This window comes from Amycolatopsis granulosa (assembly GCF_011758745.1).
In the GTDB taxonomy this organism is placed as follows: domain Bacteria; phylum Actinomycetota; class Actinomycetes; order Mycobacteriales; family Pseudonocardiaceae; genus Amycolatopsis_E; species Amycolatopsis_E granulosa.
Genome location: NZ_JAANOV010000001.1, coordinates 3,201,276 through 3,225,369, shown reverse-complemented (window position 1 = coordinate 3,225,369; position 24,094 = coordinate 3,201,276). Strand labels below are relative to the sequence as shown.

Genomic DNA, 24,094 nt, shown 5'->3' with positions numbered 1-24,094 from the left:
CGCTACCCACCCCCGAGCTGGGCGTTGATCGCGGCGCGGCCGATCTCGGCCGCCACCGTGCCACCGGTGGCCTCCAGGCCGCGGTTGCCGCCGGACTCGACGATGACCGCGACCGCGATCTGCGGGTCGGCCGCCGGGGCGAACGCGGTGTACCAGGCGTGCGGCGGGGTGGCCTTCGGGTCGGTGCCGTGCTCGGCGGTCCCGGTCTTGGACGCGATCTGGATGTTGCCGCGCTTGCCGCCGCCCTTGGTGTTGGCCTCGGAGGCGAGCATCATGTCCCGCAGCACGGCCGCGTTCTGCGGCGACAGCGCCGGCGTGCCGGTGAGCTCCTGCGGGGTGAAGCCCTGCAGGTCGGACAGGTCCGGCGCGAGCAGCTTCTTGATCAGCTGCGGTTTCATCGCCATCCCGCCGTTGGCGATGGTGGCGGACAGCATCAGGTCCTGCAGCGGGGTCAGCCGCACGTCGCGCTGGCCGATGCCGGACTGGTACAGCGCGGCCTGCGAGTCCAGGTCGCCCAGGCTCGAGGGCACGACGTTCATCGGGATCGACAGCGGCGCGCCGAGGCCGAAGTTGACCGCGGTCTGGCGCAGCTTGTCCGCGCCCAGCTGGCCGGCGAAGGTCGCGAACGGGACGTTGCACGAGTGGGCGAGCGCGTCCTTGAAGGTGGTGCCGGGGCAGACCTCGCCGCCGTAGTTCTCCAGCGTGACGTTGGTGCCCGGCAGCTTCACGTTCGGCGCGTTGCTCACCGGCGTGTCCGCGGTGGCGCCGTTCTCCAGCTCGGCCGCGGCGACCAGCAGCTTGAACGTCGAACCCGGCGGGTAGGTCTCCGAGATCGCCCGGTTCAGCATCGGGTTCTTCGGGTCGTCGCTGAACCGGGACCACGCCTGCTGCTGGTCGTCGCCGTCGTGCGAGGCGAGCGCGTTCGGGTCGTAGGACGGCGTGGAGACCATCGCGAGGATCTCGCCGGTCTTCGGGTTCATCGCGACCGCGGCGCCGGTGTAGCCCTTCGACGTCATCGCGTTGTACAGGGCCGACTGCACCGCCGGGTTGACGGTCAGCTGGACGTTGCCGCCACGCGGGTCGCGCCCGGTGACCATGTCCGACAGGCGGCGCACGAGCAGCCGCGGGTCCTCGCCGTTGAGGATGTCGTCCTCGGCCCGCTCCAGCCCGCCGGAGCCGTAGCGCACCGAGTAGTAGCCGGTGACCGGCGCATACATCGGGCCGTTGGCGTAGCGGCGGAGGAACCGCAGCTTGTCGTCGGTCTCGGTCACGTCGGCCAGCACCTGGCCGTCGAACTGCGACACGATGCTGCCGCGCTGTCGGGAGTACTGGTCCAGCAGCACCCGCTGGTTGCGCGGGTCGGTCCGGTACTGGTCGGCCTTCACCACCTGGATGTAGGTGATGTTGGCCAGCAGCAGCACCACCATGGTGATCATGGTGATGCCGACGCGGCGCATGGGCTTGTTCATGCCGTGGGTTCCCCTGTCTGGTGCCCGCCGGCGGGCGGCCGGTTGACCATCACCGTGTTCGCCTCGGCCAGCGGAGCCTGCTGCACCGGCTGCTTGGGCCGCGCGCGTTGCGCCGGCCGCCGCGCCGCGTCGGAGATGCGCAGCAGCAGGGCGACCAAGATGTAGTTGGCCAGCAGCGATGAACCGCCGTAGGACAGGAACGGCGTGGTGATACCCGTCATCGGGATCAGCTTCGTCACCCCGCCCACGATCACGAACACCTGCATGACGATCGCGAACGACAGGCCGCAGCCGAGCAGCTTGCCGAAGGTGTCCCGGACCGCCAGTGCGCTGCGCATGCCGCGAGTGGCCAGCACCAGGTACATCACGAGGATCGCGGCCAGGCCGATGAACCCGAGTTCCTCGCCGAGGCCGGCGGTGATGAAGTCGGTGTTGGCTTCCGGCACGATGTCCGGGCGCCCCGCGCCCAGGCCGGTGCCGCCGATGCCGCCGGTGCCCAGCCCGAACAGGCCCTGCGCGATCTGGTAACCGCCGCCCTGGTCGGAGTAGGTCGCGAGCGGGTCGATCCAGTTCGCCACGCGCTGCTCGACGTGCGTGAACAGCTGGTAGGCGATGAGGCAGCCGACCACGAAGAAGGCCAGCCCGGTGACCACCCAGATCGCGCGCTCGGTGGCGACGTAGAGCATCACCAGCACGATGCCGAAGATCAGCAACGAGGTGCCAAGGTCCTTTTCGAACACCAGCACCAGCAGACAGACCGCGGCGGCGATGAGCAGCGGGCCGAGGTCACGAGCACGTGGCAGCTCGACGCCGAGCACCTTGCGGCCGGCGACCATGAACAAATCGCGTTTGGCCACCAGGAACGAGGCGAAGAAGATCATCAGCAGGATCTTCGAGAACTCGGCGGGCTGGATCGACAGGCCCGGCAGCTTCAGCCACACCTTCGCGCCGTTGACCTCCGACAGCGAGCTCGGCAGCAGCGCCGGCAGCGCCAGCGCGACCATGCCGACCAGGCCCGCCGTGTAGCCGTACCGGGACAGCGTCCGGTGGTCGCGGACCATGATCAGCACGGCCAGGAACAGCGCCAGCGCGAGCGCGGTGAACAACACCTGCTTGGGCGCGGCCGCGGTGAAGTCCCGGCTGGCCTTCGTCGCCCGCTCGGACATGGCCAGGTCGATCCGGTAGATCATCACCAGGCCCAGTCCGTTGAGCAGCGCGACGGACGGCAGGATCAGCGGATCGGCGTAGGCCGCCCACCGGCGCACGGCGGCGTGGGCGATCGCGAACAAACCCAGGTAAGCCAGGCCGTACCAGACGATCGACCAGGACAGTTCTTGCTCCTGGTTCGCCTGCACGAGCACGAACGCGCAGGTCACGATGAACGCGGCGAAACCGAGCATGGCCAGCTCGGTGCCGCGCCTGGTGGGCAGTTCCCGCGGCGGGTTGCTGGCGTAGACGGCGGCTGCCTGGTCCGGCAGTGGTGGCTGGCTCATCAGCCACCACCACCTGGCACCGTCGTCGTCGCGCAGTCCCTCCCCGGCTGCTGGCTCGTCGGCAGCGGCTGGGGGGTCGGCGCGCCGGGGACGGTGGTCTGCGCGCAGTCCCGCAACGTCTTGTAGCGCAGGAAGTTGTCGATGTAGTCGCGGGCGTCGGCCAAGCTGTCCTTCTTCACGCCGTTGCGCACCGCGGCCTGCGCGTCCTGTTGCAGTTGCGGCACGGTGAGCTTGTCGCACACCTGGTCACCGGCGGGGCACGAGCCCTCCGCCTGCTGGTGCAGCGGAATGCCCAGGATGCTGCCGGGCACACCGCGGAAGATCGCCACCTCGCCGCCCTCGCCTTCGCCGACGTAGTACTGGCTCAGCACGAAGTAGCGGGTGGCGATGGCACCCGCGCCGAGCACGACCAGGACCAGCAGGATGCCGACGGCCCAGCGCCACTTGCGGCGCTTCTTCGGCTCCTCCAGCGGCGCGATCATCTGCGGCGGCGGCGGGGGCGGCTGGGTCAGTGCCCTGGCGCGCGCGGCCGGGGAATCGCCCTGGTGGTCGTACTGGTCGCTGCCGTCACCGGCGGCGCCGCCCACGATGGGGGCGTTCTCGCCGTACTCGACGTCCACCACGTCCGCGACGATGACCGTCACGTTGTCGGTGCCGCCGCCCTTGAGCGCCAGCTCGATCATCCGGTCGGCGCAGTCCTGCGGGTCCGGGATGCGGATGGCCTCGGCCAGGGTCTCGTCGCTGACCATTCCGGACAGACCGTCGGAGCACAACAGGTACCGGTCGCCGGCGCGCGCCTCGCGCACGGTCAGGCTCGGCTCCACCTCGTGCCCGGTGAGCGCCTTGAGCAGCAGCGACCGCTGCGGGTGGGTCGCGGCCTGGTCGGCGGTGATGCGGCCCTGCTCGAGCAGCTCGTTGACGAAGCTGTCGTCACGGGTGATCTGCGTGAGCTGGCCGTTGCGGTAGAGGTAGGCACGCGAATCGCCCACGTGCACCATGCCCAGGCGCGAGCCCGAGAACAACATCGCGGTGAGGGTGGTACCCATCCCGTCGAGGTCGGGGTCGTTCGCCACCAGCTCGCTGATGGCCGCGTTGCCGCCGGCCACCGCGTCTCTCAGCATGCTCAGCAGGTCGTCGCCGGGCTCGTCGTCGTCGAGCGGGGCGAGGGAGGCGATCACGACCTTGCTGGCCACCTCACCCGCAGCATGGCCACCCATGCCGTCGGCGAGCGCCAGCAGGCGGGGGCCTGCGTACACCGAGTCCTGGTTGCTCGACCGCACCAGGCCACGGTCACTGCGGGCCGCGTAGCGAAGAACGAGTGTCATGGGCGAAGCTCGATCACCGTCTTGCCGATCCGGATGGGGACACCGAGTGGAACTCGGAGGGGTGCAGTGACCTTAGCCCGGTCCAGATATGTGCCGTTGGTCGATCCCAGATCTTCCACGTACCAGTCCGCGCCGCGCAGCGACAGCCGAGCGTGCCGGGTCGAGGCGTAATCATCGTCCAGCACCAGCGTCGAGTCGTCGGCGCGGCCGATCGTGATCGGTCTGCCGTCCAGCGCGATCCGCGTCCCGGCCAGCGCCCCGTGGGTGACGAGCATCTGGCGGGGCGTCTTGGCGCCGCCCCGCGGCTTCTTCTGCTCCTTCGCCCGGCGCAGGCCCGGCATCGCCACCTTCAGGCCCGACGCGGCGTACAGATCCGAGCGCACCACCCGAAGGGCGGCCAGCACGAACAGCCAGAGCAGCACGAGAAAGCCCACTCTGGTGAGTTGAACGACCAGCTCCGGCACGTGTCTCCGCCTTCTGTTCTCCCGACCGTGGCACGCACGCGCCACGGCGTCTCGCAGGGGTCATTCTGCGGGACACGGGATTTCGGGTGCGAACCCGGGCAGGGGCAGGTTACCGGCGCGCGTGTCAGCCCTGCGTGCGGAACACCAGTGAGGAGTGCCCGACCCGGATCACGTCACCGTCGGCGAGCTGCCACGTCTGCACCGGGGTGCCGTTGACCGTGGTGCCGTTGGTGGAGCCGATGTCGGCGAGCGTCGCGCTCTGGCCGTCCCAGGTGATCTCCAGGTGACGGCGGGAGACACCGGTGTCCGGCAGGCGGAAGTCGGCGTCCTGGCCGCGGCCGATGACGTTGCCGCCCTGCTTGAGCGTGTAGTTCCGGCTCGAGCCGTCGTCGAGCTGCAGGACCGCCTGGACCTGACGGGGGGCGCCGGGCGCGGCGGGCGGGGGGGCGTAGCCCTGCTGCGCGTACGGGTCCGGTGCGCCCTGCGGGGGACCGTAGCCACCGGGCGGCGTGCCGTAGCCCTGCGGCTGCCCGTAGCCGCCCTGGTCGTAGCCCGGCTGCGGCGGCTGCCCGTAGCCCTGGTCGTAACCCGGCTGCGGCGGCTGCCCGTAGCCCTGGTCGTAACCCGGCTGCGGCGGCTGCCCGTAACCCTGGTCGTACCCGCCCGGGTGCTGGCCGTAGCCCTGGTCGTAGCCCGGCTGCGGCGGCTGGCCGTAGCCCTGGTCGTAACCCGGCTGCGGCGGCTGCTGCCCGTAGCCGCCCTGCTCGTACCCGCCCGGGTGCTGGCCGTAGCCCTGGTCGTAGCCCGGCTGCGGCTGCCCGTAGCCACCCTGGTCGTACCCGGGCTGTCCCTGCTGTCCGTAGCCGTACTGGCCCTGCTGGCCGTACGGGTCACCCTGGTCGTATTGGCCTTGGCCGTAGCCGGGAGGCTGGCTCATTGCTGGGTCTCCTGCGTTGCTGGGTCGTGCTGACCGTCCTGAACCCGCGACAGTACGCGCGCTGACGTCGGGGTCGACGGATGAACGGGTCTTGAATTGTCCAGTATGCAGCGCGTCGTTGCGCTCGAGCGAAACTACGACGTCACCATAGGTGTCCCAGCCGTGTTCGGCGAGGTGCTCCCGGACGGCCTCCGTGAGCACCCCGGTGACGCGCAACTCGTCGCCGGCCATCCGGTCGTAGTCCGCCGGGCCCAGGGACACGATGTAGTGGTTCGGCGCGAGCAGCCTGCCACCGGCCAGCTCACGGACGTTGTCCTCCCCTTCGCGTTCCAGGGCCTGCGCCACCTCTTGCGTGACGACGTTGCCGCCGAACATGCGCGCGAAGGTATTGCCCACCAGGGATTCCAGGCGTCGATCGAAGCGCTCAACGCGGCCCACGGAAACCCTCGCCCTCCTCCGCACCATGTGCTTTCGCATCGATCCTATCGGGATCCGCGCCCTTCGACACGACCCCCGGTGAAGGGCCCCGCGACGGCCTGCTAGAGTTCTCTTCGCTGTCAGAGCAACTCGGGCGAGTGGCGGAATGGCAGACGCGCACGGTTCAGGTCCGTGTGTCCGAAAGGACGTGAGGGTTCAACTCCCTCCTCGCCCACCCGATGACCCGGGCTCTGGTTTCCAGAGCCCGGGTCTTTTCTTGTGTCGGGATGGTCACGGCGTCCATTCCGCATTGGCGCCGCAGAGCAGGATGCACGCCGTCTCACCCGGCACCGACCCGGCCAGCCAGGCGGCGAACGGCACGGCGGCGGCCGGTTCGACGGCCAGCCGGAACTCGTCCCACAGCCGGTCGCGCGCGGCGAGGATCTCCGCCTCGGTGACCAGGACCGAGCGCACCGACGGCCCGGACAGCACCCCGAACGGCACGTCGCCCACCCGGGTCGCGCCCAGGGCCGATGCCGTCACCGAGTCGGCCTCCGCGTCCACCGGCTGACCGGCCGCGAGCGCCTGGTGCAGGCACGAGCACCGCTCCGGCTCGACCGCGACCGTCAGCCGGCCGCCCGAGCCGAGGGTCACCCCGGCCGCCAGGCCGCCCCCGCCCACGGCCACGGCGATCGCGTCCACGTCGGGCGCGTCACTGACGATCTCCGCCGCGACCGTGCCCTGGCCGGCGACCACGACGGGGTCGTTGTAGGCCTCGACGTACCGCGCACCAGGCGTGGCCGCCGCCTTGTGCGCGGCCGCGGCCGCGTCGGCGTACCGCTCACCGGCCCGCACCAGGCGCGCACCGGCCGCCTCGATCCGGCGGGCCTTGCTCGCCGGCACGGTCGCGGGCACGAACACCGTGGCGGGCAGGCCGAGGATCGCCGCCGCCGTCGCCACCGCGATGCCGTGGTTGCCCCCCGATGCGGTCACGACCTGCTCCGGTCGCTCGCCGGTGAGCAAGGCGTTCAGCGCGCCACGCATCTTGAACGAGCCCGTGCGCTGCAGGTGCTCCAGCTTCAGCACGAGCGGCCGTCCGTCGACCTCGGCGCGCAGGATCGGGGTGTGGCGGACGTAGGGGCGGATGCGCTCCGCGGCAGCGGTCACATCGGGGACAGCGGTGGTGGTCATGACTCCACTGTGCGCGGAGCGGCCCTAAGCCGCCAGCGCGTTCGGCTTGCCGGGAGTTAGCGATACTTAATGGATGCTGGTCGCCGAACGGCTGCGCGTCCTGGTCGAGGTCGCCCACGCCGGATCCATCGCCGCCGCGGCGCGGAACATGGGCTTCACCGCCTCGGCGTTGTCCCAGCAGCTGGCCCGGCTGGAGCGCGAGGCCGGGTGCGCCCTGGTGGAACGGCGCACCACCGGAGCCTCGCTCACCGAGGCCGGCCGGCGGCTGGTGGCGCACGGCGAGACGATCGTCGGGGAGCTCCGGGCGGCGGAGCAAACGCTTGCGGAGCTCCGGGACCGGCCGCCCGCCACGCTGAGCGTGGGGACGTTCGCGACGGCGGGACAGGTGCTGTTCCCGCAGGTCGTGGGCGAGTTCCGGCGCGCGCACCCAGCGACCCGCCTTCGGCTGGTGGACGTGGAACCACCGGACGGCTACGAGCTCGTGGTCTCCGGAGAACTGGACCTGCTGATCACCCACCGCTACCCGGGACGGCGGCTGCCCCCGGCCCGTGGCCTGACCCGGGTGCCGCTCCTGGCCGATCGGTTGCGGCTGGTGCTGCCCGCCCACCACCCGGCGGCCCGGACGGACCGGGCGGGCGGCGTGAAGCTGGCCGACCTCGTCGACGAGGACTGGATTTCGGCGGACCGCCCGTCCCTGGATCTGCTGGCCGCCCAGGACGGGGTGGAACCACGGATCGCCTACGAGACGCGGGACTACGCGGCGATCCTCGCGCTCGTCCGGGCCGGGCTGGGTGTCGCGCTCGCGCCCGCGAGCGTGCTGCGCGGCGCGGACGGGGTCGTGGTGCGCGACCTGGCCGGGAGCGGGTTGGACCGCGAGGTCTACGCGGTGCACCGCCCCCGGCCGGCCGCGCCGGTGCCGGCCGTGCTCGGCCTGCTGACGCGCGTGGCGGCCCGGCTCAGCTGACGCCGACCAGGTCCACCACGAAGACGAGGGTCTCGCCGGGCTTGATCACGTTGCCCGCGCCGCTGTCGCCGTAGGCCAGGTGCGGCGGGATGACCAGGCGGCGGCGGCCGCCGACCTTCATGCCCTGCACGCCCTGGTCCCAGCCGGGGATGACGTGTCCGGCGCCGAGCGGGAAGCGCAGCGGCTCACCCCGGTTCCAGGACGCGTCGAACTCCTCGCCGGTCGAGTGCGAGACGCCCACGTAGTGCACCGACACGACGTTGCCCGCGGTGGCTTCGGCGCCGTCGCCGACCGTGAGGTCGGTGACCTCCAGCTCCGCCGGGGGCGGTCCGGTCGGCTTGTCGACCTCGGGGCGTTGGGGTGCCATGCGTCTTTCCTCCCTGTCGGTGTGGTCGCTGCACGGTACCCACCGGTGCGGCGGGCCGTTCGGTCAGCCGGGCACCACGACCACGCCGACGTAGTCGACCGGCTCGCCGCCCTGGTTGGCGTAGCTGTGCGGCTGGTCGGCGGTCATCCGGGCGGTGGACCCGGCCGGCACCCCGACCGACCGCTCGCCGACGCTCAGGTGCAGCTCGCCGGAGAGGACGTGGATCAGCTCGTGCGTGCCGGGGGCGTGGGCCTCGCTGTCGTGCCGCTCGCCCGGTTCGAGGTGCCACCGCCACAGCTCGGCGGGTGCGGGCGCGTCGGTGCCGGACAACAGGCGCCCGGTGCCGCCGGAGGGGCCCCGCCACAGCACGGTCGCGGTGCCGGTGACCGAGATCGCGGGTGGCTCGCCGCCCTCCAGCAGCGCGGTCAGGGAGAGGCCGAGGGCGTCGCTGATCCGGATCAGGGTGGCCAGGTTCGGGTTGCCCCGGCCCTGCTCCAGCGCGACGACGACCCCTTTGCTCAGCCCGGCGCGGGTGGCCAGGGTGTCCATGCTCCACTGCCGCGCCGAGCGGTGGACGCGGATGTTGCGGGCGAGGACGGCGGCGGGGTCGGTCATGATGGTCATTTTAGTGCACCTGACAGGTTGTTAGAATGACCGGCATGACTGACCTACTGACCGGGATCCGGGTGGATCCGGCGGTCTTCGCCCTGCGGCCGGACTTCGCGGTCCTGGCCGTCGTGGTGGACGGCCTGCCCAGCGGGCCCAGCGACGAGGACTCGGCGAAAGCGCTCGCCGTCGCCGCGGAACGGGCCGGGGACGATCCGCACGTCGAGGCGTGGCGGGACGCCTACCGCGCCTTCGGTGCCAAGCCCAACCGCACCCGGCCCTCGGTGGACGCCCTGCTGCGCCGGGCCGGCTCGGGACTGCCGCGGGTCAACCGGGTGGTCGACCTCTACAACGCGGTATCGGTGCAGCACCGGCTGCCGGTCGGCGGCGAGGACCTGGACTGTTACGTTGGATTGCCGCGGCTGGTGCGGGCGCGGGGTGACGAGCCCTTCGACACGATGCGCAACGGCGAACCGGACACCGAGGTCGCGGACGCCGGCGAGGTCGTCTGGCGGGACGACGCCGGGGTGACGTGCCGCCGCTGGAACCACCGCCAGTGCGTGCGGACCAGGTTGCGGGAGGACAGCACGCGCGGGTTGTTCCTGCTGGAACGGCTCGAGCCGATGTCGCTGGACGCGTTGTCGGCGGCGGCGGACGACCTGGTGTCGCGGCTGACCGCGCTGGCCCCGGACGCGACCGTGGCCCGCACACTGATCAGGGAGAACGCGTGAACCTCGACGACCTGTCCCCGCGCAGCCGCGCGATCGCCGCCGGGCGGCCGGACCAGCCCGGCGAGCCGCTGAACACACCGCTGGTGGCGACCAGCACCTACGTCGCCGGGGGTGGCTTCAAGTACGCCCGCGAGAACGGCACGCCGACGTGGGCGGCGCTGGAGGAGGCGATCGGCGCGCTGGAGGGCGGCCGGGCGACGGCGTTCGCGTCCGGCATCGCGACCGCCGCGGCGGTGATCGACCTGCTGGACGTGGGCGCCGAGGTCGCCGTGCCGGTCTACAGCTACTCGGGCACCCGTGGGCTGCTCGACCACGCCGCGGGCAAGGGGCGGCTGAAGGTGCGGCGCATCGACCCGGCCGACCGGGCGGGCTGGCTCGCCGCCGCCCGCGAAGCCGACGTGGTGTGGGTCGAATCGCCGACCAACCCGACGCTCGACCTGATCGACATCGCGCCGTTGACCGGTCAGCGCGCCCGGGTGGTCGTGGACAACACGTTCGCCACGCCGCTGGGGCAGCAGCCGCTGGCGCTCGGCGCGGACATCGTGGTGCACAGCGCCACCAAGCTGATCGGCGGGCACAGTGACCTGCTCCTCGGCCTGACCGTGGCGGCCGACGAGGGCGTGGCCGAGGAGCTGCGCGACGCTCGCACCCGCAACGGCGCCACGCCCGGCGCGCTGGAGGCGTGGCTCGCCCTGCGTGGCCTGCGGACGCTGCCGGTCCGGCTGGCCGAACAGTCCCGCACCGCCGCGCTGCTCGCCGAGCGGCTGGCGGAGCACCCGGCCGTGACCAAGGTGCGCTATCCCGGCCAGGGCACGATGATCGCCTTCGAGCTGGCCGACGCGGCGGCCGCGGACGAGCTGTGCGCCGCGCTGCGCCTGATCCAGCACGCCACCAGCCTCGGCGGGGTGGAAAGCCTCGTCGAACGGCGGGCGGTGTGGCCGGGTGACGCGCACGTGCCGGCCGGGCTGGTGCGGTTCAGCGTCGGTCTGGAGGACCCCGAGGACCTCTGGCGGGACCTGGCTCAGGCGCTGACCTGAGCCCGGCGGACGAGCTGGTCCGGGTCGAGGTGCCAGGCGTGGACGACCCGCGGGTGGATCCGGATCAGCTCGTTGCTGAACGAGGGGCCGCCGTACGCGGGCGGCTCGACCCCGGTGAGCAGCTCCGCCGTGCCGCGGATCTCGATGCCCCGTCCCCAGCCGGGTTTGACCGCGCCGGGCTCGTTCGGCGTGAGGTCGTCGACGACGAACGAGACCTCCGGGTTGCGCTCGATGTTGCGCCACTTCTGGCTGCTGCTCAGGTTCGGGCCGCCGATGTCGATGGTGCCGTCGTCGTTGAACTCGAAGCCCAGCGGCCGCACCTGGGGACGTCCCTTGACGTCCACCGTGCCCATCCGGCCGAGGGGCTGGCTGCGCAGGTAGGCGCGTTCGCGTTCGGTGAAGATCATGCCGGCGACGGTAGAACCTCCAGGTAGCTGGAGGTCAAGCGTGATGGTTGCGCCCGGCCCCGGCAGCCACTAACGTACAACCATGTGGTTGTAAGTCAACTCGGCGACGCGGAGATCGACCGGATCTTCCACGCGTTGTCGGATGCCACCCGGCGCGACATCGTGACCCGGGTGCTCCGGCAGGAGGAGTCGATCTCGCAGCTAGCCCGCAGGTACGACATGAGCTTCGCCGCGGTGCAGAAGCACGTGGCGGTGCTCGCGCAGGCCGCTCTCGTCGTCAAGCAGCGGAACGGGCGTGAGCAGCTCGTGCACGGCAATCCCGAGGCCCTGCGCACCGCGGCTCGCCTGCTCGGCGAATACGAACGGATCTGGCACCACCGCGTCCGCAACATCCAAGACATCCTGTCCGAGGAGGACGAATGACCGTCATCAGCTCGCACCAGGACACACAGGCCCTCACCCTGACGATCGTCGCCGAGTACGACGCGGCGGCCGACCGGGTGTGGCGGGTCTGGGCGGACCCGCGCAAGCTCGAGCGCTGGTGGGGCCCGCCCACGTGGCCGGCGACGTTCGAGCAGCACGACTTCACGGTCGGCGGCCGCTCCAGCTATTTCATGACCGGCCCGGACGGGACGAAGGCCCACGGCTGGTGGCGGATCACGGCGATCGACGCGCCGAAGCGGCTGGAGTTCGACGACGGTTTCGCCGACGAGAACGGCGAACGCAACCCGGACATGCCGGTCATCCACTGTGCGGTCACGTTCGAGCCGTCCGGCACCGGCACCAGGATGACCACCGTCAGCTCCTTCGACAGCCTCGAGGAGCTGGAGAAGCTCATCGAGATGGGCATGGCGGAGGGCATGAAGCTCGCCGAAGGCCAGATCGACGCCATCCTCGCGGACGACTAGTTCCGGAACTCCCAGAGGATCATCGACGGCACACCGGCGCCGGCGGCTTCCGCGGCCGCGGGTGCCAGGCCGGCCAGCGACCACGGCCACGCCTCCCACGGTCCCGGTCCGCCGGGTGGCACCGCGCGGGGTGCGGCCCCCGGTTCCGCGCACCGCTGCGCCGTCAGTCCGGCGGCGAGCGCGGCGCGCAGGTAGTCGCCGGTGCGGTGGCAGTGCGACCGCACGCGGCCCGGCGTCGCGTCCGCGCGGCGCACCGCCGGCACGTGCCCCCGCGCCACCTGTTCGGGGTGCACGTCGGCGACGACCAGGCGGCCGCGCGGCCGCAGCACGCGGGCGAACTCCGCGAACACCGGCCCGAGGCCGGGCACGTGGGTCAGCGCGAGCGAGCACGTGACCAGGTCCACCGAGGCCGTGTCCACGGGCAGCGAGGCGAGCTCACCGTGGCGGAAATCCGCGTCCGGCAACCGTTTCCGGGCCTCGGCGAGCATGCCGGGAGAACCGTCCACGCCGATCACCCGGTGGCCGTGCCCGGCGAGCACCGCCGTCACCCGGCCGGCGCCGCAGGCCGCGTCCAGCGCGACTCCGGGTGGCATTCCCGCGGCGACCGAGCGCACGAACGGCTCGTCGAAGCCGAACGCCGGGTTCGGCGAGTCGTAGGTCGGCGCCCAGAGGTCGTACCCCTCGACGGGGTCGACGTGTGCGACCTCCACGCCCTCCGCCGGGTCGTCGAGCAGGCGGCCCTCCAGTGCGAGCACGTAGGCCAGTGGATGTTCGCACGCCATGGCGCGCCCGTGGCGATCAGGCCGCGCGGTCGACACGGCGTTTCAGTCGAGCAGGTGCTCCAGCACCATCCGGTCTTCGGCGCCGACGTACTCCGCGTAGTAGTCGTACAGCGCACGCCGTGCCAGGCGGGCCGCCAGCGGGCCGTCGCCGTCCTCCACCGCGCGCAGCACTTCCTTGTGGTGCGCTACCGAAGCCCGCATCAGCGCCTCGCGGTCCGAGGAGGACTCCAGCTTGCCCGCGATCAGGTCCAGCACCACCCCGCGCACGACCTTGCCGCACACCACGATCAGCGTGTTCCGCCCGGCGCGCGCCACCGCGTCGTGGAAGGCGACATCGGCCCGGCTGAACGACGTGTAGTCGTCCACAGTGGACGTCATCGTCGCGAGCGCCGTGCGCAGCTCCGTCAGGTCCTCCTCGGTGCGCAGCTCCGCGGCCAGCCGGTACGCCGACCCCTCCAGGATCATCCGGAACTGGAGCAACTCCGCCAGCCCCAGCGTTTCCGCGCGCGCCAGCCGGTCCAGCGACTTCTGCAGGCTCACCGGGGACGCGGGCAGGACCTCCGGGCCACGCGGGTCCCCGGGACGCGACCGGATCACCTCACCGGCCTGCAACACGCGCAGCGCCTCGCGGATGGTGGAGCGGCTCACGCCGAAGCGGGCCATCAGCTCGCGCTCGCCGGGCAGCCGCTCGCCAGGACGGAGCCGGCCGGTGAGCACGGCCTGCTCGATCTGTTCCACGATCCGCTCGTACGCGCGGACCGGGCTGACCGGCTCGAATTCCATCGTCTCTTGACCTTCACCTCGCGTGGTGCAAACCTAGGCTACTGGTCGGACCAGCATACTGACTCGGGGTGAGGATGAAAGTCCGAATTTCCGCGGCACTGGCGCTTCTGCTGGTGATCTCGGCCTGCTCCGCCGGGTCCACGGCCTCGGTCAGCTCCGGCCCGGACACCCTCTCCGTCGGGTTCACGGCCGAACCGGCGAACTTCGACTTCACCCGCACCGACGGCAGCGCGATCCCGCAGGCGCTGCTCTACAACGTCTACGAGGGCCTGGTGAAGCTCGATCCGGGCGGCAAGATCGTGCCGTTGCTCGCGAAGTCCTGGACCGTGAGCGAGGACCGGCGCACCTACGACTTCCAGCTCCAGCCCGGTGTGCGGTTCAGCAACGGCGCGCCGTTCACCGCGGCCGACGTCAAGTTCTCGATCGACCGGGTCAAGACCGGCTGGACGATCTCCATCAAGTCCAAGATGGACGTCGTGGACCACGTCGAGGTGGTCGACCCGCTGCACGCGCGTGTCGTGCTGACGAAACCGAGCAACGGCTGGCTGTTCGACATGACCGGTCGCGTCGGTGCGATGTTCAGTCCCACCGGCGTCGCGGACCTGGCGAACACCCCGGTCGGCACCGGGCCCTACGAGGTTCAGTCCCGGCGCCGTGGCGATTCGATCGTGCTCCGGGCCAACCCCGCCTACTGGGGACGGCAACCCGCCTACCGGACCGTGATCCTCAAGTACATCAAGGATCCCACCGCCCTGAACAACGCGCTGCTCAGCAACGGCATCGACGTGATCGCGCAGATCTCGGCGCCGGACTCCATCCCGCAGTTCGAGAACGACAACCGCTTCACCGTCCTGCAGGGCACCACCAACGGCGAGGTCGTGCTGTCCTTCAACGGCGCGAAGGCCCCGTTCACCGACGCGCGCGTCCGCCGTGCACTCACGCTCGCCGTGGACCGGAAGGCGTTGCTGGACACCGCCTGGGCCGGCCGCGGCACGGTGCTCGGCAGCATGGTGCCGCCCACCGACCCGTGGTACGAGGACCTGTCCGGCTACTACCCGCACGACCCGGCGCGGGCCAGGGCACTGCTCGCCGAAGCGGGGCAGCCGAACCTGTCGATCCGGTTGCGTGTCGCGAACCTGCCCTACGCCACCGCGGCCGCGCAGGTCGTCGCCTCGGACCTGGCCGATGTCGGCGTGCACGTCACGATCGAGCCGCTGGACTTCCCGGCGGTGTGGCTCAAGCAGGTCTTCACCGACCACGACTTCGACGCCTCGATCGTCCAGCACGTCGAGGCGCGCGACATCACCACCTTCGGCAACCCCAAGTACTACTGGGGGTACGACAACCCGCAGGTCCGCCAGCTGCTCGCGGCCGCCGACGCCGGCACCCCCGCCGAGCAGGTCGCGGACATGCGCCAGGTCGCCCGCACGATCACCGCGGACGCGGCAGCGGACTGGCTGTTCCTGTACCCGAACGTGGTGGTGGCGAAGAAGAAGGTGACCGGGCTGGCCGCGAACCAGGTCAGCGAGTCCTTCGACCTGACGGGGCTGGGCTGATGGCACTGGCGATCCTGCGCCGCGTGGCGATCCTGGTGATCAGCGTGCTGGTCGCCTCGATCGTGGTGTTCGCGTTCCTGGCCGTGCTGCCCGGTGATCCGGCGCAGGTCGCGCTCGGCATCAACGCCACCCCGGAGCTGCTCGCCAGGACCCGTGCGGACTTCGGTCTCGACCGGCCGCTCGTCGAGCAGTACCTGAGCTGGATGGGCGGTGTGCTGCACGGCGACTTCGGCCGGTCCTACGTCACCGGCGAGGCGATCGGGCCGCAGCTCGCCGACCGGCTCGGCGTCACGTTGTGGCTGGTGGGCGCGGGGATGCTGGTCGCGGTGGTGCTCGCGGTGCCGTTCGGCGCGCTCGCCGCGATGTGGCACCGGCGGTTCGGCGGCACGGCGATCTCCGGATTGTCGCAGCTGGGCGTGGCGGTGCCGGCGTTCCTCGCCGGGATCCTGCTGGTGCAGGTGTTCGCGGTACAGCTGCGGTGGCTGCCCTCCGGCGGGTGGACGCCGCCTGACCAGGGTGCCGGCGAGTTCCTGCGCGGCCTGATCCTGCCCGCGCTGTCGCTCGGCATCGTGCAGGGCGCCGTGCTGACGCGGTACGTGCGCTCGGCCGTGCTGGACACCCTCGGCCAGGACTACCTGCGCACCGCACGCTCGAAGGGACTGCGCCCGTACCCGGCGCTGATGCGGCACGGCATGCGCAACTCGGCGGTGCCGGTGGTGACCGTGCTCGGGTTGCAGCTGGCGACGCTGCTCATCGGCGCGGTCGTGGTGGAGCGGGTGTTCGTGCTGCCCGGCCTGGGCAGCATGCTGCTGGACTCGGTGTCCGCGCGTGATCTGCTGTCGGTGCAGGGCATCGTGCTGGTGCTGGTGGTGGCGGTGCTGGTGGTCAACTTCGTGGTCGATCTGCTCTACGTGGTGATCGACCCCCGGCTGAGGACGGCACGATGAGCGCACCGGTGTTCCGACGGACCTCGCCCACGCTGGTCACCGGCGCGGTGCTGGTCGGGCTCGTGGTGCTGGCGGCGCTGGTGTCGTTCGGGTGGACGCCGCACGACCCGCTCAAGGTGGACGCGACGGCGCGGCTGCTCGGCCCGACCGGCGAGTACTGGCTCGGCACCGACAAGTTCGGCCGGGACGTGTTCAGCCAGATCCTCGTCGGCGCCCGCACCACCCTCTACGTCGGCGTGATCGCGGTGGGCGTCGCGGCGCTGGCCGGCACGCCGCTGGGCGTGCTGGCCGGCATGTCGAAGCGGTCGCTCGGCGAGTTCGTCATGCGGGTCAACGACCTCGTGCTGGCCTTCCCCGCGCTGCTGCTGGCGATCATGCTCGGTGCGGTCTACGGCGCGAGCACGGTCACCGCGATGATCGCGATCGGCGTGGCGACCATCCCGTCGTTCGCGCGGATCGCGCGCTCGGGCACGTTGCAGGTGATGAGCACCGAATACGTGCTCGCGGCGCGCGCGGCCGGGCGGTCGCGGTTCTTCATCGCGCGGCGGCACGTGCTGCCGAACATCGGCGGCCTGGTGATCGTGCAGTGCTCGGTGTCGTTCGGCATCGCGGTGCTGGCCGAGGCGGCGTTGTCGTTCCTCGGCTTCGGCACGCGCCCGCCGACGCCGTCCTGGGGACGGATGCTGCAGGAGTCCCAGGAACTGCTGACCGTGCAGCCGCGGCTGGCGCTGGTTCCGGGCCTGGCGATCGCGATCGCGGTGCTCGGGTTCAACCTGCTCGGCGACGGTCTGCGCGATCGTCTCGACCCACGGCTGGAGCGGCGATGACCCTGGAAGTGTCGGAGTTGTCGGTGCACGCCGGGCCGAGCCCGCTGGTGCGGGAGGTGTCGTTCACGGTCGGCCGGGGTGAACGGGTCGGGCTGATCGGCGAGTCCGGGTCCGGCAAGTCGCTGACCGCCTCCGCGGTGATGGGCCTGCTGCCGGAGGGACTGCACGCGACCGGGTCGGCGAAGCTGGGCGGCGCCGAGCTGGTCGGCGCGTCCGAGCGTGAGCTGTCGCGGCGGCGCGGGCGCGACCTCGCGATGGTGTTCCAGGAGCCGATGACCGCGCTGAACCCGCTGATGCGCGTGGGCAGGCAGGTCGCCGAGCCGATCCGGCTGCACGGTGGTGCGTCGCGGAGCGCGGCCCGGCGGGCTGCGGTGGCGTTGCTGGAGGCGGTGCAGCTGCCCGATCCGGAACAGCTCGCGCGGGCCTACCCGCACCAGCTCTCCGGCGGCCAGCGGCAACGGGTGATGCTGGCGATCGCGCTGGCCAACGATCCGGCGCTGCTGATCTGCGACGAGCCCACGACCGCGCTCGACGTGACCGTGCAGGCGCAGGTGCTCGACCTGATCCTGGCCGGGGTCGCGGAACGGGACACCGCGCTGCTGTTCATCACGCACGACCTGGCCGTGGTGGCGAAGGTGTGCACGCGCGTGCTCGTCATGCTCGACGGCCGCATCGTCGAGGAAGGGTCCACTTCGGACGTGCTCACCCGGCCGCGGCACGAATACACGAAGAAGCTGCTGGCCGCGTCGGACCTGGAGGCGGCGTGATCGAACTGCGCGATGTCCACCGCCGCTACCGGCGGCCACGCGAGGTGCACGCCCTGCGCGGGGTGTCGTTCACGGTCGAGGCCGGGCAGCGGTTCGGCATCGTCGGCGAGTCCGGGTCCGGCAAGTCGACGATCGTGCGGCTGCTGGCCGGGCTGGACCGGCCGACCGCCGGGGAGATCGTGTTCGAGGGCAGGCGCATCGACGGCCTGCCCGAGCGGAAGCTGGGCTTCCTGCGGTCCGCGGTGCAGGTGGTGTTCCAGGACCCGATGGGTTCGCTCGATCCGCGCATGCGGGTGCGCGACATCATCGCCGAACCGCTGGGCCGCCGCGACCCGGACCGCGTCGCGGAGCTGCTGATCGCGGTCGGGCTGCCGCCCGATGCCGCCGGCCGGTACCCGCACCAGTTCTCCGGCGGGCAGCGGCAGCGCATCTCGATCGCTCGCGCGCTGGCGCCGCGGCCGCGGGTGCTCGTCGCGGACGAGCCGGTCAGCGCGCTCGACGTGTCGGTGCGCAAACAAATCCTCGACCTGCTCGCCGAACTGACCGAGCGGTTCGATCTGACGCTGGTGTTCGTTTCGCACGACCTCGCGGTGGTACGCCGGGTCTGCGACACCGTCGCCGTGATGCGGCGCGGCGAGCTGGTGGAGATGGGCGCGGTGGACCAGGTCTACGACGAACCGCGGCACCCCTACACGCGGGAACTGATCGCGGCGGCGCCGAACCTGCGTGCGGAACTGGCCAGGTTGCAGGGAGGACGATGATGTTCGATCCGTATCCCGACGGGCTGCCGGTCGGGCGGGAGTGGGTGTCCACACCGGACACCACGGAGATCCGGTTCCCGTTCGACGGCTCCGTGGTCGCGCGGGCCCCCGTCGGCACGGTGGAGCTGGCCCAGCTCGCGGTCAGCGAGGCGGTGCTGGTCGCGCGGGAGGTGGCGAAGCTGCCCTCGCACGTCCGGCGTGACGTCCTGCTGGGTGTGCACCGGTCGCTGGCCGAGTGGCGGGCGGAGCTGGAGGGGCTGCTGGTCGTGGAGACCGGCAAACCGCTCGTGGACTGCCGCGTCGAGGTGGCCCGCACGCTGGTGACCTGGCAGGCCGCGGCGGAGGAGGTCGCCCGGTTGCACGGCGAAACCGTGCCGCTGGACCTGCTGCCCGCCGGTGAGGGGCTGACCGGGTTCTGGGTGCGCAAGCCGATCGGGGTGGTGGTCGGCATCGCCGGGTTCAACTACCCGCTGCTGCTCGCCTCGCACAAGATCGCCCCGGCGATCGCCGCCGGCTGCCCGGTGATCGTCAAACCGGCACCGCAGACCCCGCTCACGACCCTGTGGCTGGTGCACCTCGTGCGGGAGTCCGCCGCGGCCGCGGGCGCGCCGCTGCCGATGGTCCAGCTGGTCACCGGCGATGCCGAGGTCGGATCCGCGCTGGTCACCGACCCGCGGATCGGTGCGGTGTCGTTCACCGGCTCGGCCGCCGTGGGACACCGGATCGCGAAGGACGCCGCGCCCCGCAAGACGTTGCTGGAACTGGGGTCGAACGCCGCGCTGGTGGTGGCCGGCGACGCCGACCTGGACGCCGCGGCCGACGCGGTGCTGCGCGGCGCGTTCTACGCGTCCGGGCAGGCGTGCATCTCGGTGCAGCGGCTGCTCGTGGTGGACGCGGTGGCGGAGGAGTTCACCGAGCGGTTGCTGTCCCGGCTGCCGGAGGTGGTCGCCGGCGATCCACGCGACGAGAAGACCCGGGTGTCCGCGCTGATCGACGAGCGGTCCACCCGCCGCGTCCTCGACTGGATCTCCGCGGCCGTCGCGGCGGGCGCGAAGGTGGCCGCGGGCGGCGAGGCGGTGGACGGGGTGATCCGGCCCACCGTGCTGACCGACGTACCCGACGGGGTGGACTGCTGGGACGAGGAGATCTTCGGCCCGGTCGTCTGCCTGCGCCGGGTGGCCGATGTGGACGAGGCGTTCGCGCAGGTCAACGCCTCCCGCTACGGACTGCACGCCAGCGTGTTCACCGGATCCCTGCGGACCGCCGTGCGGGCGATCGACGAGCTGGAGGTGGGCGGCGTGGTGGTCAACGAGGTGCCCGGGTTCCGGTCCGACACCATGCCCTACGGCGGCGTGAAGGACTCCGGCATCGGACGCGAGGGTCCGCGGTTCGCGATCGACGAGCTGACCGTGACCCGGATGGCGGTGATCCGCGCGTGAACTACGAGAAGCTGTTCCGGCTCGACGGCAAGCGGGCCGTGGTGCTCGGCGCGGGCAGCGGCATCGGCCGCGAGTCGGCGCTGGCCCTGGCCGCGCACGGGGCCGAGGTCGTGTGCGCCGACCGCAACCCCGGCGCGGCGGGGGAGACCGCCCGGGAGACCGGCGGCCGGTCCTACGAGATCGACGTGCTCGACCCCGCGGCCGTGGAGCGCGCGGCGGCCGAGCTGGGCGAGGTCGACGTGGTCGTGCTGACCGCGGCCACCAACGTGCGCAAACGCCTGCTGGACTACCGGCGCGAGGAGTTCGACCGGGTGGTCGCGCTCAACCTCGGCGCGACGTTCGACGTCGTCCGGGCCTTCGGGGCGGGCATGGTCGAGCGCGGCCGCGGCAGCATCATCGGGTTCTCCTCGATCCGCGGCACCACCGTCGAACCGGGCCAGGGGCCCTACGCGGCGACCAAGGCGGGGCTCGTGCAGCTGTTCCGGACTGCGGCGGCCGAGTTCGGACCGTCCGGGGTGCGGGTCAACGCGATCGCGCCCGGCGTGGTCGAGACGCCGCTGACCGAGCAGATCAAGGCCAGCCCGGACTGGTACGCCGCGTACGCCGGCAAGAGCGCGCTGGGCCGGTGGGCCAAGGCGTCCGAACTGGCCGGCGCCGTCGTCTACCTGGCCTCCGACGCCGCGAGCTTCGTCACCGGTGCGGTGCTGGCCGTCGACGGGGGCTGGACCGCGGTGGACGGCCGCTTCACACCGCCGGAATGAGAGGGGACCAGCCCGTGGAGTTGACCGCGCTGTCCGCGACCGACCTGCTCGCCGCCTACCGCGCCGGAACGCTGTCCCCGGTCGAGGCCACCGAGGCGGTGCTCGCCCGCATCGACGCGCTCGAACCGGCGCTGCACGCGCTCTACGCCTACGACCCGGGGCGGGCACGGGAGGCGGCCAAGGCATCGGAGCAGCGGTGGGCCGCGGGGGAGGCTGGGCCGCTGGACGGCGTGCCCCTCACCCTCAAGGAGAACATCGCGACGAAGGGCACGCCGGTGCCGCTGGGCACGGCGGCGACCGAGCTGGTCCCGGCACCGGCCGATGCGCCCGCCGCCGCGCGCGTCCGCGAGGCCGGCGCGGTGCTGCTCGCCAAGACCACGATGCCCGACTACGGGATGCTGACCTCCGGGTTGTCCAGCTTCCACCCGGCGAGCCGCAACCCGTGGGACGTCTCCCGCACGCCCGGCGGGTCGAGCGCGGGCGCCGCCGCGGCGGCCGCCGCCGGATACGGGCCGCTGCACGTCGGCACCGACATCGGCGGCTCGATCCGGTTGCCGGCCGGCTGGTGCGGGCTGGTCGGGCTCAAGCCGAGCTTCGGGCGCGTCCCGGTCCACCCGCCGTTCCCCGGACGGGTCGTCGGCCCGCTGACCCGCACGGTCGCCGACACCGCGCTGCTGATGGGCGTGCTGTCCGCGCCGGACAACCGCGACCACCTGAGCCTGCCCCCGGCGGAGATCGCCTGGACCCAGCTCGATCTGGACGTCACCGGCCTGCGGCTGGGGTTGCAGCTCGACGCCGGCGTCGGCCTGCCGGTCGAGGACGACGTGCGCGCCGCCGTGCTCGACGCGGCCCACCGGTTCGAGGCCGCCGGCGCGGTCGTCGAACCGGTCGAACCGTTCCTGACCAGGGAGATGCTGGACGGGCTCGACGACTTCTGGCGGGTGCGGGCGTGGTGCGACATCAGCGGCCTGCCGCCGGAGCGGCAGGCGCTCGTGCTGCCCTACATCGCGGCCTGGGCGCAGGGCGGCGCCGAAGTCTCCGGGGTCGCGGCCTACCGCGGTTTCGCGCAGATGGACGCGATCAGCGTCGCCGCGCTGCGGGCCGTCGACGGCTTCGACTTCGTGCTGTCCCCGACCTGCCCGGTGTCGGCGCCACCCGCCGGGTGGGCGAGCCCGACCAACGACCCCGCGCGGCCGTTCGAGCACATCGCGTTCACCGTGCCGTACAACATGTCCGGACAGCCGGCGGTATCGCTGAACTGCGGTTATACGAGTGCCGGCCAGCCGGTCGGGCTGCAGATCGCCGGACGCAGGTTCGACGACCTCGGGGTGCTCCAGCTGGCGGCGGTGTTCGAACGGATTCGTGACCCACAGCGGTTTCCGGGGGTGTGATTAAGCGCCATCTGCGGGACCATCGGGACATGCGGATGGTGTACACCGGAGCGGACGAGGAAGAGTTCATCGACGCCCGGCAGCGGTTGCTCGTCGAACTGGACGCGTGGTCGCAGATGCGGCAACGGGTGGTCGACCCGGTCGTGGCCGGGGCGATGCTGGACTTCCGGTTCGAACGGGACGGACTGCTCGGCCGCTGGACGCGCGACATCCTCCGCAACGCGTTGCTGGTGTGGTTCCCGCGCAAGGTCGTGCTCCTCGATCCGCACTCCTCGGCCGTGCTGTCCACGGTGGAGGCGCTGATGGACTTCTTCGAGGACGCCGACCTGCTGGACGAGCGCAGTGAGCAGCCGCTGGTGCTGCGGACCTACCTGACGGCGATCGCGGACCGGTTCGACGCGGCGATGAACGAGCCGGCCAACTTCGGGCTGGCCAAGTTCTGGGCCGTCGCGATGGCCGAGCACGGCATCGACCCGATGAACGAGGTCGCCGCGCAGGCGTTCATCGACCGGGTGCGCCGCGGGGAGGTCGAGGTCGACCAGGCGCTGCTGCACGACCTGGCCTACCGCCACTACCAGGGCGACCCGGATGCGGAGACGGCGGCGGCGTCCCCGGTGTTCCCGCTCGCCTCACCCGAACGGCTCGCCGCGGAGGCCGAGGTGACGGCCGTGGTGCCGCAGCTGCGCCGGTTCGCCGACTGGGTCGGGGAGGGGCGCGACCTGGCCGAGATCAGCGCGCCGGCCGAGTTCGTCACGATGGCCAAGCGCGCCGGGATCGTACGCTTGTACCGGGGGCGGCTGGTGCGGGTGAAGAAGGCGGCGCGACGGCTGGGCGACCCGGTCGAGCTGTGGCGGGCGGCGGTGACGTCGGTCCTGGGCAACCCGCTCGCGGCGGAGATGGTCACCGAGCTGGCCACCGAGCCGGCGACGATCCCGATGCTGGTCGAGATGCTGGGTGGGGACGGCGCCACGATCCTGCGCGTCGTGCACCGGCTCGTCGAGTACGGGCTGGTGGAGATCTTCCCGGCGGGCGAGGAGCACTACGACGACCTGCTCGACTTCGCGGGCGTGGACTACCTCGACGAGGTGCCCGAGGAGGAACGGCAGGTGGTGCGGTTGCTGCCGCTCGGCGTGCAGGCGGCGTACGAGTTGCGCGTCGCCGAGGGCGAGCCGGTGCTGACCGTCACCGACCTGGCGGAGGAAACGGCGGAGGTCCTGTTCGCGCGCCTGGCGCCGCTGGACCCGCAGGTGCTCGACGAGGGCGCGGCGACGTGGTTGCGGGCACGTGATCCGGAACGCGCGATCGTCGAACTGTCCGCGCTGGCCCGCCGCACCGACGACTTCGAACACCGGATGCTCACGTTCCGCCTGCTGGCCCGGCTCGGCGGCGAGGGCGTGGCCGCGATCGCCGCGCTCCGGGACCATTCCGCGGCCGGCCCGGCCGCGCTCGCCTGGCTGTTCGACGCGGGGCTGATCGATCGCAGCGAGGTCGCCGGCTACGAGCGGACGTACAGCAAAGTGGACCTCCTGGCGGCGGACATCCGCACCGAGGGCCGGGAGAAGGCACTGGCCGACTTCGCCTCCCAGCCGCGGCCCGACCAGCTGCTGTTCCTGGCGGGCGCGACGATCTGCGGGCACCCCAGCGCCCGGGAGGTGCTGGAGTCGGTCGTGGTGGCGCATCCGGACCGGGCGGTGTCCAATGCGGCGCGCAAGGCGCTGGACTGGCTGCACGACGAGCCGTTCTGAGCGAATCCGCTCACCGCGT

At 72.0% G+C, this 24,094-nt stretch carries 25 protein-coding genes, 1 tRNA gene and 1 pseudogene; 15 read left to right on the top strand and 12 right to left on the bottom strand.

Annotation, left to right across the window (positions count from 1 at the left end):
- Nucleotides 1–2: 2 nt before the first annotated feature.
- From FHX45_RS15700 to FHX45_RS15680, 6 genes and pseudogenes are all read right to left on the bottom strand, one after another.
- Nucleotides 3–1,016, bottom strand: coding sequence for a penicillin-binding transpeptidase domain-containing protein (locus FHX45_RS15700; RefSeq protein WP_424923836.1), 1,014 nt, complete (start codon nucleotides 1,014–1,016; stop codon nucleotides 3–5).
- 57 nt (nucleotides 1,017–1,073) lie between these two features.
- Nucleotides 1,074–1,427, bottom strand: a pseudogene (locus tag FHX45_RS28740) (penicillin-binding protein 2); the annotation flags it as partial.
- A 38-nt stretch (nucleotides 1,428–1,465) separates the two neighbouring features.
- The gene (locus FHX45_RS15695; RefSeq protein WP_167101922.1) at nucleotides 1,466–2,962 is read right to left on the bottom strand and encodes an FtsW/RodA/SpoVE family cell cycle protein; all 1,497 of its coding nucleotides are present in this window, start codon (nucleotides 2,960–2,962) and stop codon (nucleotides 1,466–1,468) included.
- Nucleotides 2,962–4,287, bottom strand: coding sequence for a PP2C family protein-serine/threonine phosphatase (locus tag FHX45_RS15690; RefSeq protein ID WP_167101919.1), 1,326 nt, complete (start codon nucleotides 4,285–4,287; stop codon nucleotides 2,962–2,964). The genes FHX45_RS15695 and FHX45_RS15690 overlap by 1 nt, the downstream gene beginning before the upstream one ends.
- Entirely contained in the window at nucleotides 4,284–4,751 is a 468-nt protein-coding gene (locus tag FHX45_RS15685; RefSeq protein ID WP_167101916.1) for an FHA domain-containing protein FhaB/FipA, read from the bottom strand. The genes FHX45_RS15690 and FHX45_RS15685 overlap by 4 nt, the downstream gene beginning before the upstream one ends.
- Before the next feature lie 124 nt (nucleotides 4,752–4,875).
- A complete protein-coding gene (locus tag FHX45_RS15680) occupies nucleotides 4,876–6,126 on the bottom strand; it encodes an FhaA domain-containing protein (RefSeq protein ID WP_167101913.1) in 1,251 nt (416 codons plus the stop codon).
- Between the two features lie 131 nt (nucleotides 6,127–6,257).
- Here FHX45_RS15680 and FHX45_RS15675 point away from each other — a divergent pair.
- A tRNA-Leu gene (locus tag FHX45_RS15675) sits at nucleotides 6,258–6,340 on the top strand.
- 56 nt (nucleotides 6,341–6,396) lie between these two features.
- Here the strand turns inward: FHX45_RS15675 and FHX45_RS15670 are convergent.
- Entirely contained in the window at nucleotides 6,397–7,296 is a 900-nt protein-coding gene (locus tag FHX45_RS15670; protein ID WP_167101910.1) for a serine/threonine dehydratase, read from the bottom strand.
- A gap of 73 nt (nucleotides 7,297–7,369) precedes the next feature.
- Between FHX45_RS15670 and FHX45_RS15665 the strand changes: the two genes are divergently transcribed.
- Complete coding sequence (locus FHX45_RS15665; RefSeq protein ID WP_167101907.1) at nucleotides 7,370–8,260, top strand: LysR substrate-binding domain-containing protein; 891 nt, start codon at nucleotides 7,370–7,372, stop codon at nucleotides 8,258–8,260.
- Here the strand turns inward: FHX45_RS15665 and FHX45_RS15660 are convergent.
- Nucleotides 8,253–8,627 (bottom strand): FKBP-type peptidyl-prolyl cis-trans isomerase, encoded by a 375-nt coding sequence (locus FHX45_RS15660; protein ID WP_167101904.1) that lies wholly within the window; start codon nucleotides 8,625–8,627, stop codon nucleotides 8,253–8,255. The genes FHX45_RS15665 and FHX45_RS15660 overlap by 8 nt on opposite strands.
- A gap of 63 nt (nucleotides 8,628–8,690) precedes the next feature.
- Nucleotides 8,691–9,242, bottom strand: a complete 552-nt coding sequence (locus tag FHX45_RS15655; RefSeq protein ID WP_167101901.1) for a helix-turn-helix domain-containing protein — start codon at nucleotides 9,240–9,242, stop codon at nucleotides 8,691–8,693.
- Between the two features lie 44 nt (nucleotides 9,243–9,286).
- Here FHX45_RS15655 and FHX45_RS15650 point away from each other — a divergent pair, with 44 nt between their 5' ends.
- Both FHX45_RS15650 and FHX45_RS15645 read left to right on the top strand, forming a co-directional pair.
- Nucleotides 9,287–9,964: a B3/B4 domain-containing protein gene (locus FHX45_RS15650; protein ID WP_243869053.1), complete on the top strand. Its 678-nt coding sequence runs from the start codon at nucleotides 9,287–9,289 to the stop codon at nucleotides 9,962–9,964.
- Nucleotides 9,961–11,001, top strand: coding sequence for a PLP-dependent transferase (locus FHX45_RS15645; RefSeq protein ID WP_167101895.1), 1,041 nt, complete (start codon nucleotides 9,961–9,963; stop codon nucleotides 10,999–11,001). Before FHX45_RS15650 ends, FHX45_RS15645 begins: the two co-directional genes overlap by 4 nt.
- On the opposite strand, the gene FHX45_RS15640 is transcribed toward FHX45_RS15645, so the two are convergent.
- Nucleotides 10,986–11,408 (bottom strand): PPOX class F420-dependent oxidoreductase, encoded by a 423-nt coding sequence (locus tag FHX45_RS15640; RefSeq protein ID WP_167101892.1) that lies wholly within the window; start codon nucleotides 11,406–11,408, stop codon nucleotides 10,986–10,988. The two genes, FHX45_RS15645 and FHX45_RS15640, sit on opposite strands and share 16 nt — an antisense overlap.
- Nucleotides 11,409–11,492: 84 nt before the next feature.
- On the opposite strand from FHX45_RS15640, the gene FHX45_RS15635 reads away from it, so the two are divergent.
- Nucleotides 11,493–11,831 (top strand): helix-turn-helix domain-containing protein, encoded by a 339-nt coding sequence (locus tag FHX45_RS15635; RefSeq protein ID WP_167101889.1) that lies wholly within the window; start codon nucleotides 11,493–11,495, stop codon nucleotides 11,829–11,831.
- A complete protein-coding gene (locus tag FHX45_RS15630; protein ID WP_167101886.1) occupies nucleotides 11,828–12,316 on the top strand; it encodes an SRPBCC family protein in 489 nt (162 codons plus the stop codon). The genes FHX45_RS15635 and FHX45_RS15630 overlap by 4 nt, the downstream gene beginning before the upstream one ends.
- On the opposite strand, the gene FHX45_RS15625 is transcribed toward FHX45_RS15630, so the two are convergent.
- Nucleotides 12,313–13,098 carry a class I SAM-dependent methyltransferase gene (locus tag FHX45_RS15625; RefSeq protein ID WP_167101883.1) on the bottom strand — a complete coding sequence of 262 codons (786 nt, stop codon included), beginning with the start codon at nucleotides 13,096–13,098 and terminating at the stop codon, nucleotides 12,313–12,315. The two genes, FHX45_RS15630 and FHX45_RS15625, sit on opposite strands and share 4 nt — an antisense overlap.
- A gap of 42 nt (nucleotides 13,099–13,140) precedes the next feature.
- Entirely contained in the window at nucleotides 13,141–13,881 is a 741-nt protein-coding gene (locus FHX45_RS15620; protein WP_167101880.1) for a FadR/GntR family transcriptional regulator, read from the bottom strand.
- 74 nt (nucleotides 13,882–13,955) lie between these two features.
- Here FHX45_RS15620 and FHX45_RS15615 point away from each other — a divergent pair, with 74 nt between their 5' ends.
- From FHX45_RS15615 to FHX45_RS15575, 9 genes are read left to right on the top strand one after another with little or no spacing between them, the layout of a single operon-like run.
- Nucleotides 13,956–15,437: an ABC transporter substrate-binding protein gene (locus tag FHX45_RS15615; RefSeq protein ID WP_167109027.1), complete on the top strand. Its 1,482-nt coding sequence runs from the start codon at nucleotides 13,956–13,958 to the stop codon at nucleotides 15,435–15,437.
- Complete coding sequence (locus FHX45_RS15610) at nucleotides 15,437–16,384, top strand: ABC transporter permease (RefSeq protein ID WP_167101877.1); 948 nt, start codon at nucleotides 15,437–15,439, stop codon at nucleotides 16,382–16,384. Before FHX45_RS15615 ends, FHX45_RS15610 begins: the two co-directional genes overlap by 1 nt.
- The gene (locus FHX45_RS15605) at nucleotides 16,381–17,211 is read left to right on the top strand and encodes an ABC transporter permease (RefSeq protein ID WP_167101874.1); all 831 of its coding nucleotides are present in this window, start codon (nucleotides 16,381–16,383) and stop codon (nucleotides 17,209–17,211) included. The genes FHX45_RS15610 and FHX45_RS15605 overlap by 4 nt, the downstream gene beginning before the upstream one ends.
- On the top strand, nucleotides 17,208–17,978 hold the full coding sequence (locus FHX45_RS15600; protein ID WP_167101871.1) for an ABC transporter ATP-binding protein: 771 nt from the start codon (nucleotides 17,208–17,210) through the stop codon (nucleotides 17,976–17,978). Before FHX45_RS15605 ends, FHX45_RS15600 begins: the two co-directional genes overlap by 4 nt.
- Nucleotides 17,975–18,739 (top strand): ATP-binding cassette domain-containing protein, encoded by a 765-nt coding sequence (locus FHX45_RS15595; protein ID WP_167101868.1) that lies wholly within the window; start codon nucleotides 17,975–17,977, stop codon nucleotides 18,737–18,739. Before FHX45_RS15600 ends, FHX45_RS15595 begins: the two co-directional genes overlap by 4 nt.
- Nucleotides 18,739–20,178: an aldehyde dehydrogenase family protein gene (locus tag FHX45_RS15590; RefSeq protein ID WP_167109025.1), complete on the top strand. Its 1,440-nt coding sequence runs from the start codon at nucleotides 18,739–18,741 to the stop codon at nucleotides 20,176–20,178. The genes FHX45_RS15595 and FHX45_RS15590 overlap by 1 nt, the downstream gene beginning before the upstream one ends.
- Nucleotides 20,175–20,939, top strand: a complete 765-nt coding sequence (locus FHX45_RS15585) for an SDR family oxidoreductase (protein ID WP_167101865.1) — start codon at nucleotides 20,175–20,177, stop codon at nucleotides 20,937–20,939. The genes FHX45_RS15590 and FHX45_RS15585 overlap by 4 nt, the downstream gene beginning before the upstream one ends.
- Before the next feature lie 14 nt (nucleotides 20,940–20,953).
- Complete coding sequence (locus tag FHX45_RS15580) at nucleotides 20,954–22,330, top strand: amidase (RefSeq protein WP_341771480.1); 1,377 nt, start codon at nucleotides 20,954–20,956, stop codon at nucleotides 22,328–22,330.
- Nucleotides 22,331–22,359: 29 nt separating this feature from the next.
- On the top strand, nucleotides 22,360–24,075 hold the full coding sequence (locus FHX45_RS15575; protein ID WP_167101859.1) for a hypothetical protein: 1,716 nt from the start codon (nucleotides 22,360–22,362) through the stop codon (nucleotides 24,073–24,075).
- Nucleotides 24,076–24,094 lie beyond the last annotated feature (19 nt).

Coding starts and splice junctions, on each gene's coding strand:
- FHX45_RS15700 (WP_424923836.1), bottom strand. CDS start 1,016: ATGACGTCGAAGGGCTACACCGGCGCCGCGGTCGCGATGAACCCGAAG.
- FHX45_RS15695 (WP_167101922.1), bottom strand. CDS start 2,962: ATGAGCCAGCCACCACTGCCGGACCAGGCAGCCGCCGTCTACGCCAGC.
- FHX45_RS15690 (WP_167101919.1), bottom strand. CDS start 4,287: ATGACACTCGTTCTTCGCTACGCGGCCCGCAGTGACCGTGGCCTGGTG.
- FHX45_RS15670 (WP_167101910.1), bottom strand. CDS start 7,296: ATGACCACCACCGCTGTCCCCGATGTGACCGCTGCCGCGGAGCGCATC.
- FHX45_RS15665 (WP_167101907.1), top strand. CDS start 7,370: ATGCTGGTCGCCGAACGGCTGCGCGTCCTGGTCGAGGTCGCCCACGCC.
- FHX45_RS15660 (WP_167101904.1), bottom strand. CDS start 8,627: ATGGCACCCCAACGCCCCGAGGTCGACAAGCCGACCGGACCGCCCCCG.
- FHX45_RS15655 (WP_167101901.1), bottom strand. CDS start 9,242: ATGACCGACCCCGCCGCCGTCCTCGCCCGCAACATCCGCGTCCACCGC.
- FHX45_RS15650 (WP_243869053.1), top strand. CDS start 9,287: ATGACTGACCTACTGACCGGGATCCGGGTGGATCCGGCGGTCTTCGCC.
- FHX45_RS15640 (WP_167101892.1), bottom strand. CDS start 11,408: ATGATCTTCACCGAACGCGAACGCGCCTACCTGCGCAGCCAGCCCCTC.
- FHX45_RS15630 (WP_167101886.1), top strand. CDS start 11,828: ATGACCGTCATCAGCTCGCACCAGGACACACAGGCCCTCACCCTGACG.
- FHX45_RS15625 (WP_167101883.1), bottom strand. CDS start 13,098: ATGGCGTGCGAACATCCACTGGCCTACGTGCTCGCACTGGAGGGCCGC.
- FHX45_RS15620 (WP_167101880.1), bottom strand. CDS start 13,881: ATGGAATTCGAGCCGGTCAGCCCGGTCCGCGCGTACGAGCGGATCGTG.
- FHX45_RS15615 (WP_167109027.1), top strand. CDS start 13,956: ATGAAAGTCCGAATTTCCGCGGCACTGGCGCTTCTGCTGGTGATCTCG.
- FHX45_RS15610 (WP_167101877.1), top strand. CDS start 15,437: ATGGCACTGGCGATCCTGCGCCGCGTGGCGATCCTGGTGATCAGCGTG.
- FHX45_RS15605 (WP_167101874.1), top strand. CDS start 16,381: ATGAGCGCACCGGTGTTCCGACGGACCTCGCCCACGCTGGTCACCGGC.
- FHX45_RS15600 (WP_167101871.1), top strand. CDS start 17,208: ATGACCCTGGAAGTGTCGGAGTTGTCGGTGCACGCCGGGCCGAGCCCG.
- FHX45_RS15590 (WP_167109025.1), top strand. CDS start 18,739: ATGTTCGATCCGTATCCCGACGGGCTGCCGGTCGGGCGGGAGTGGGTG.
- FHX45_RS15575 (WP_167101859.1), top strand. CDS start 22,360: ATGCGGATGGTGTACACCGGAGCGGACGAGGAAGAGTTCATCGACGCC.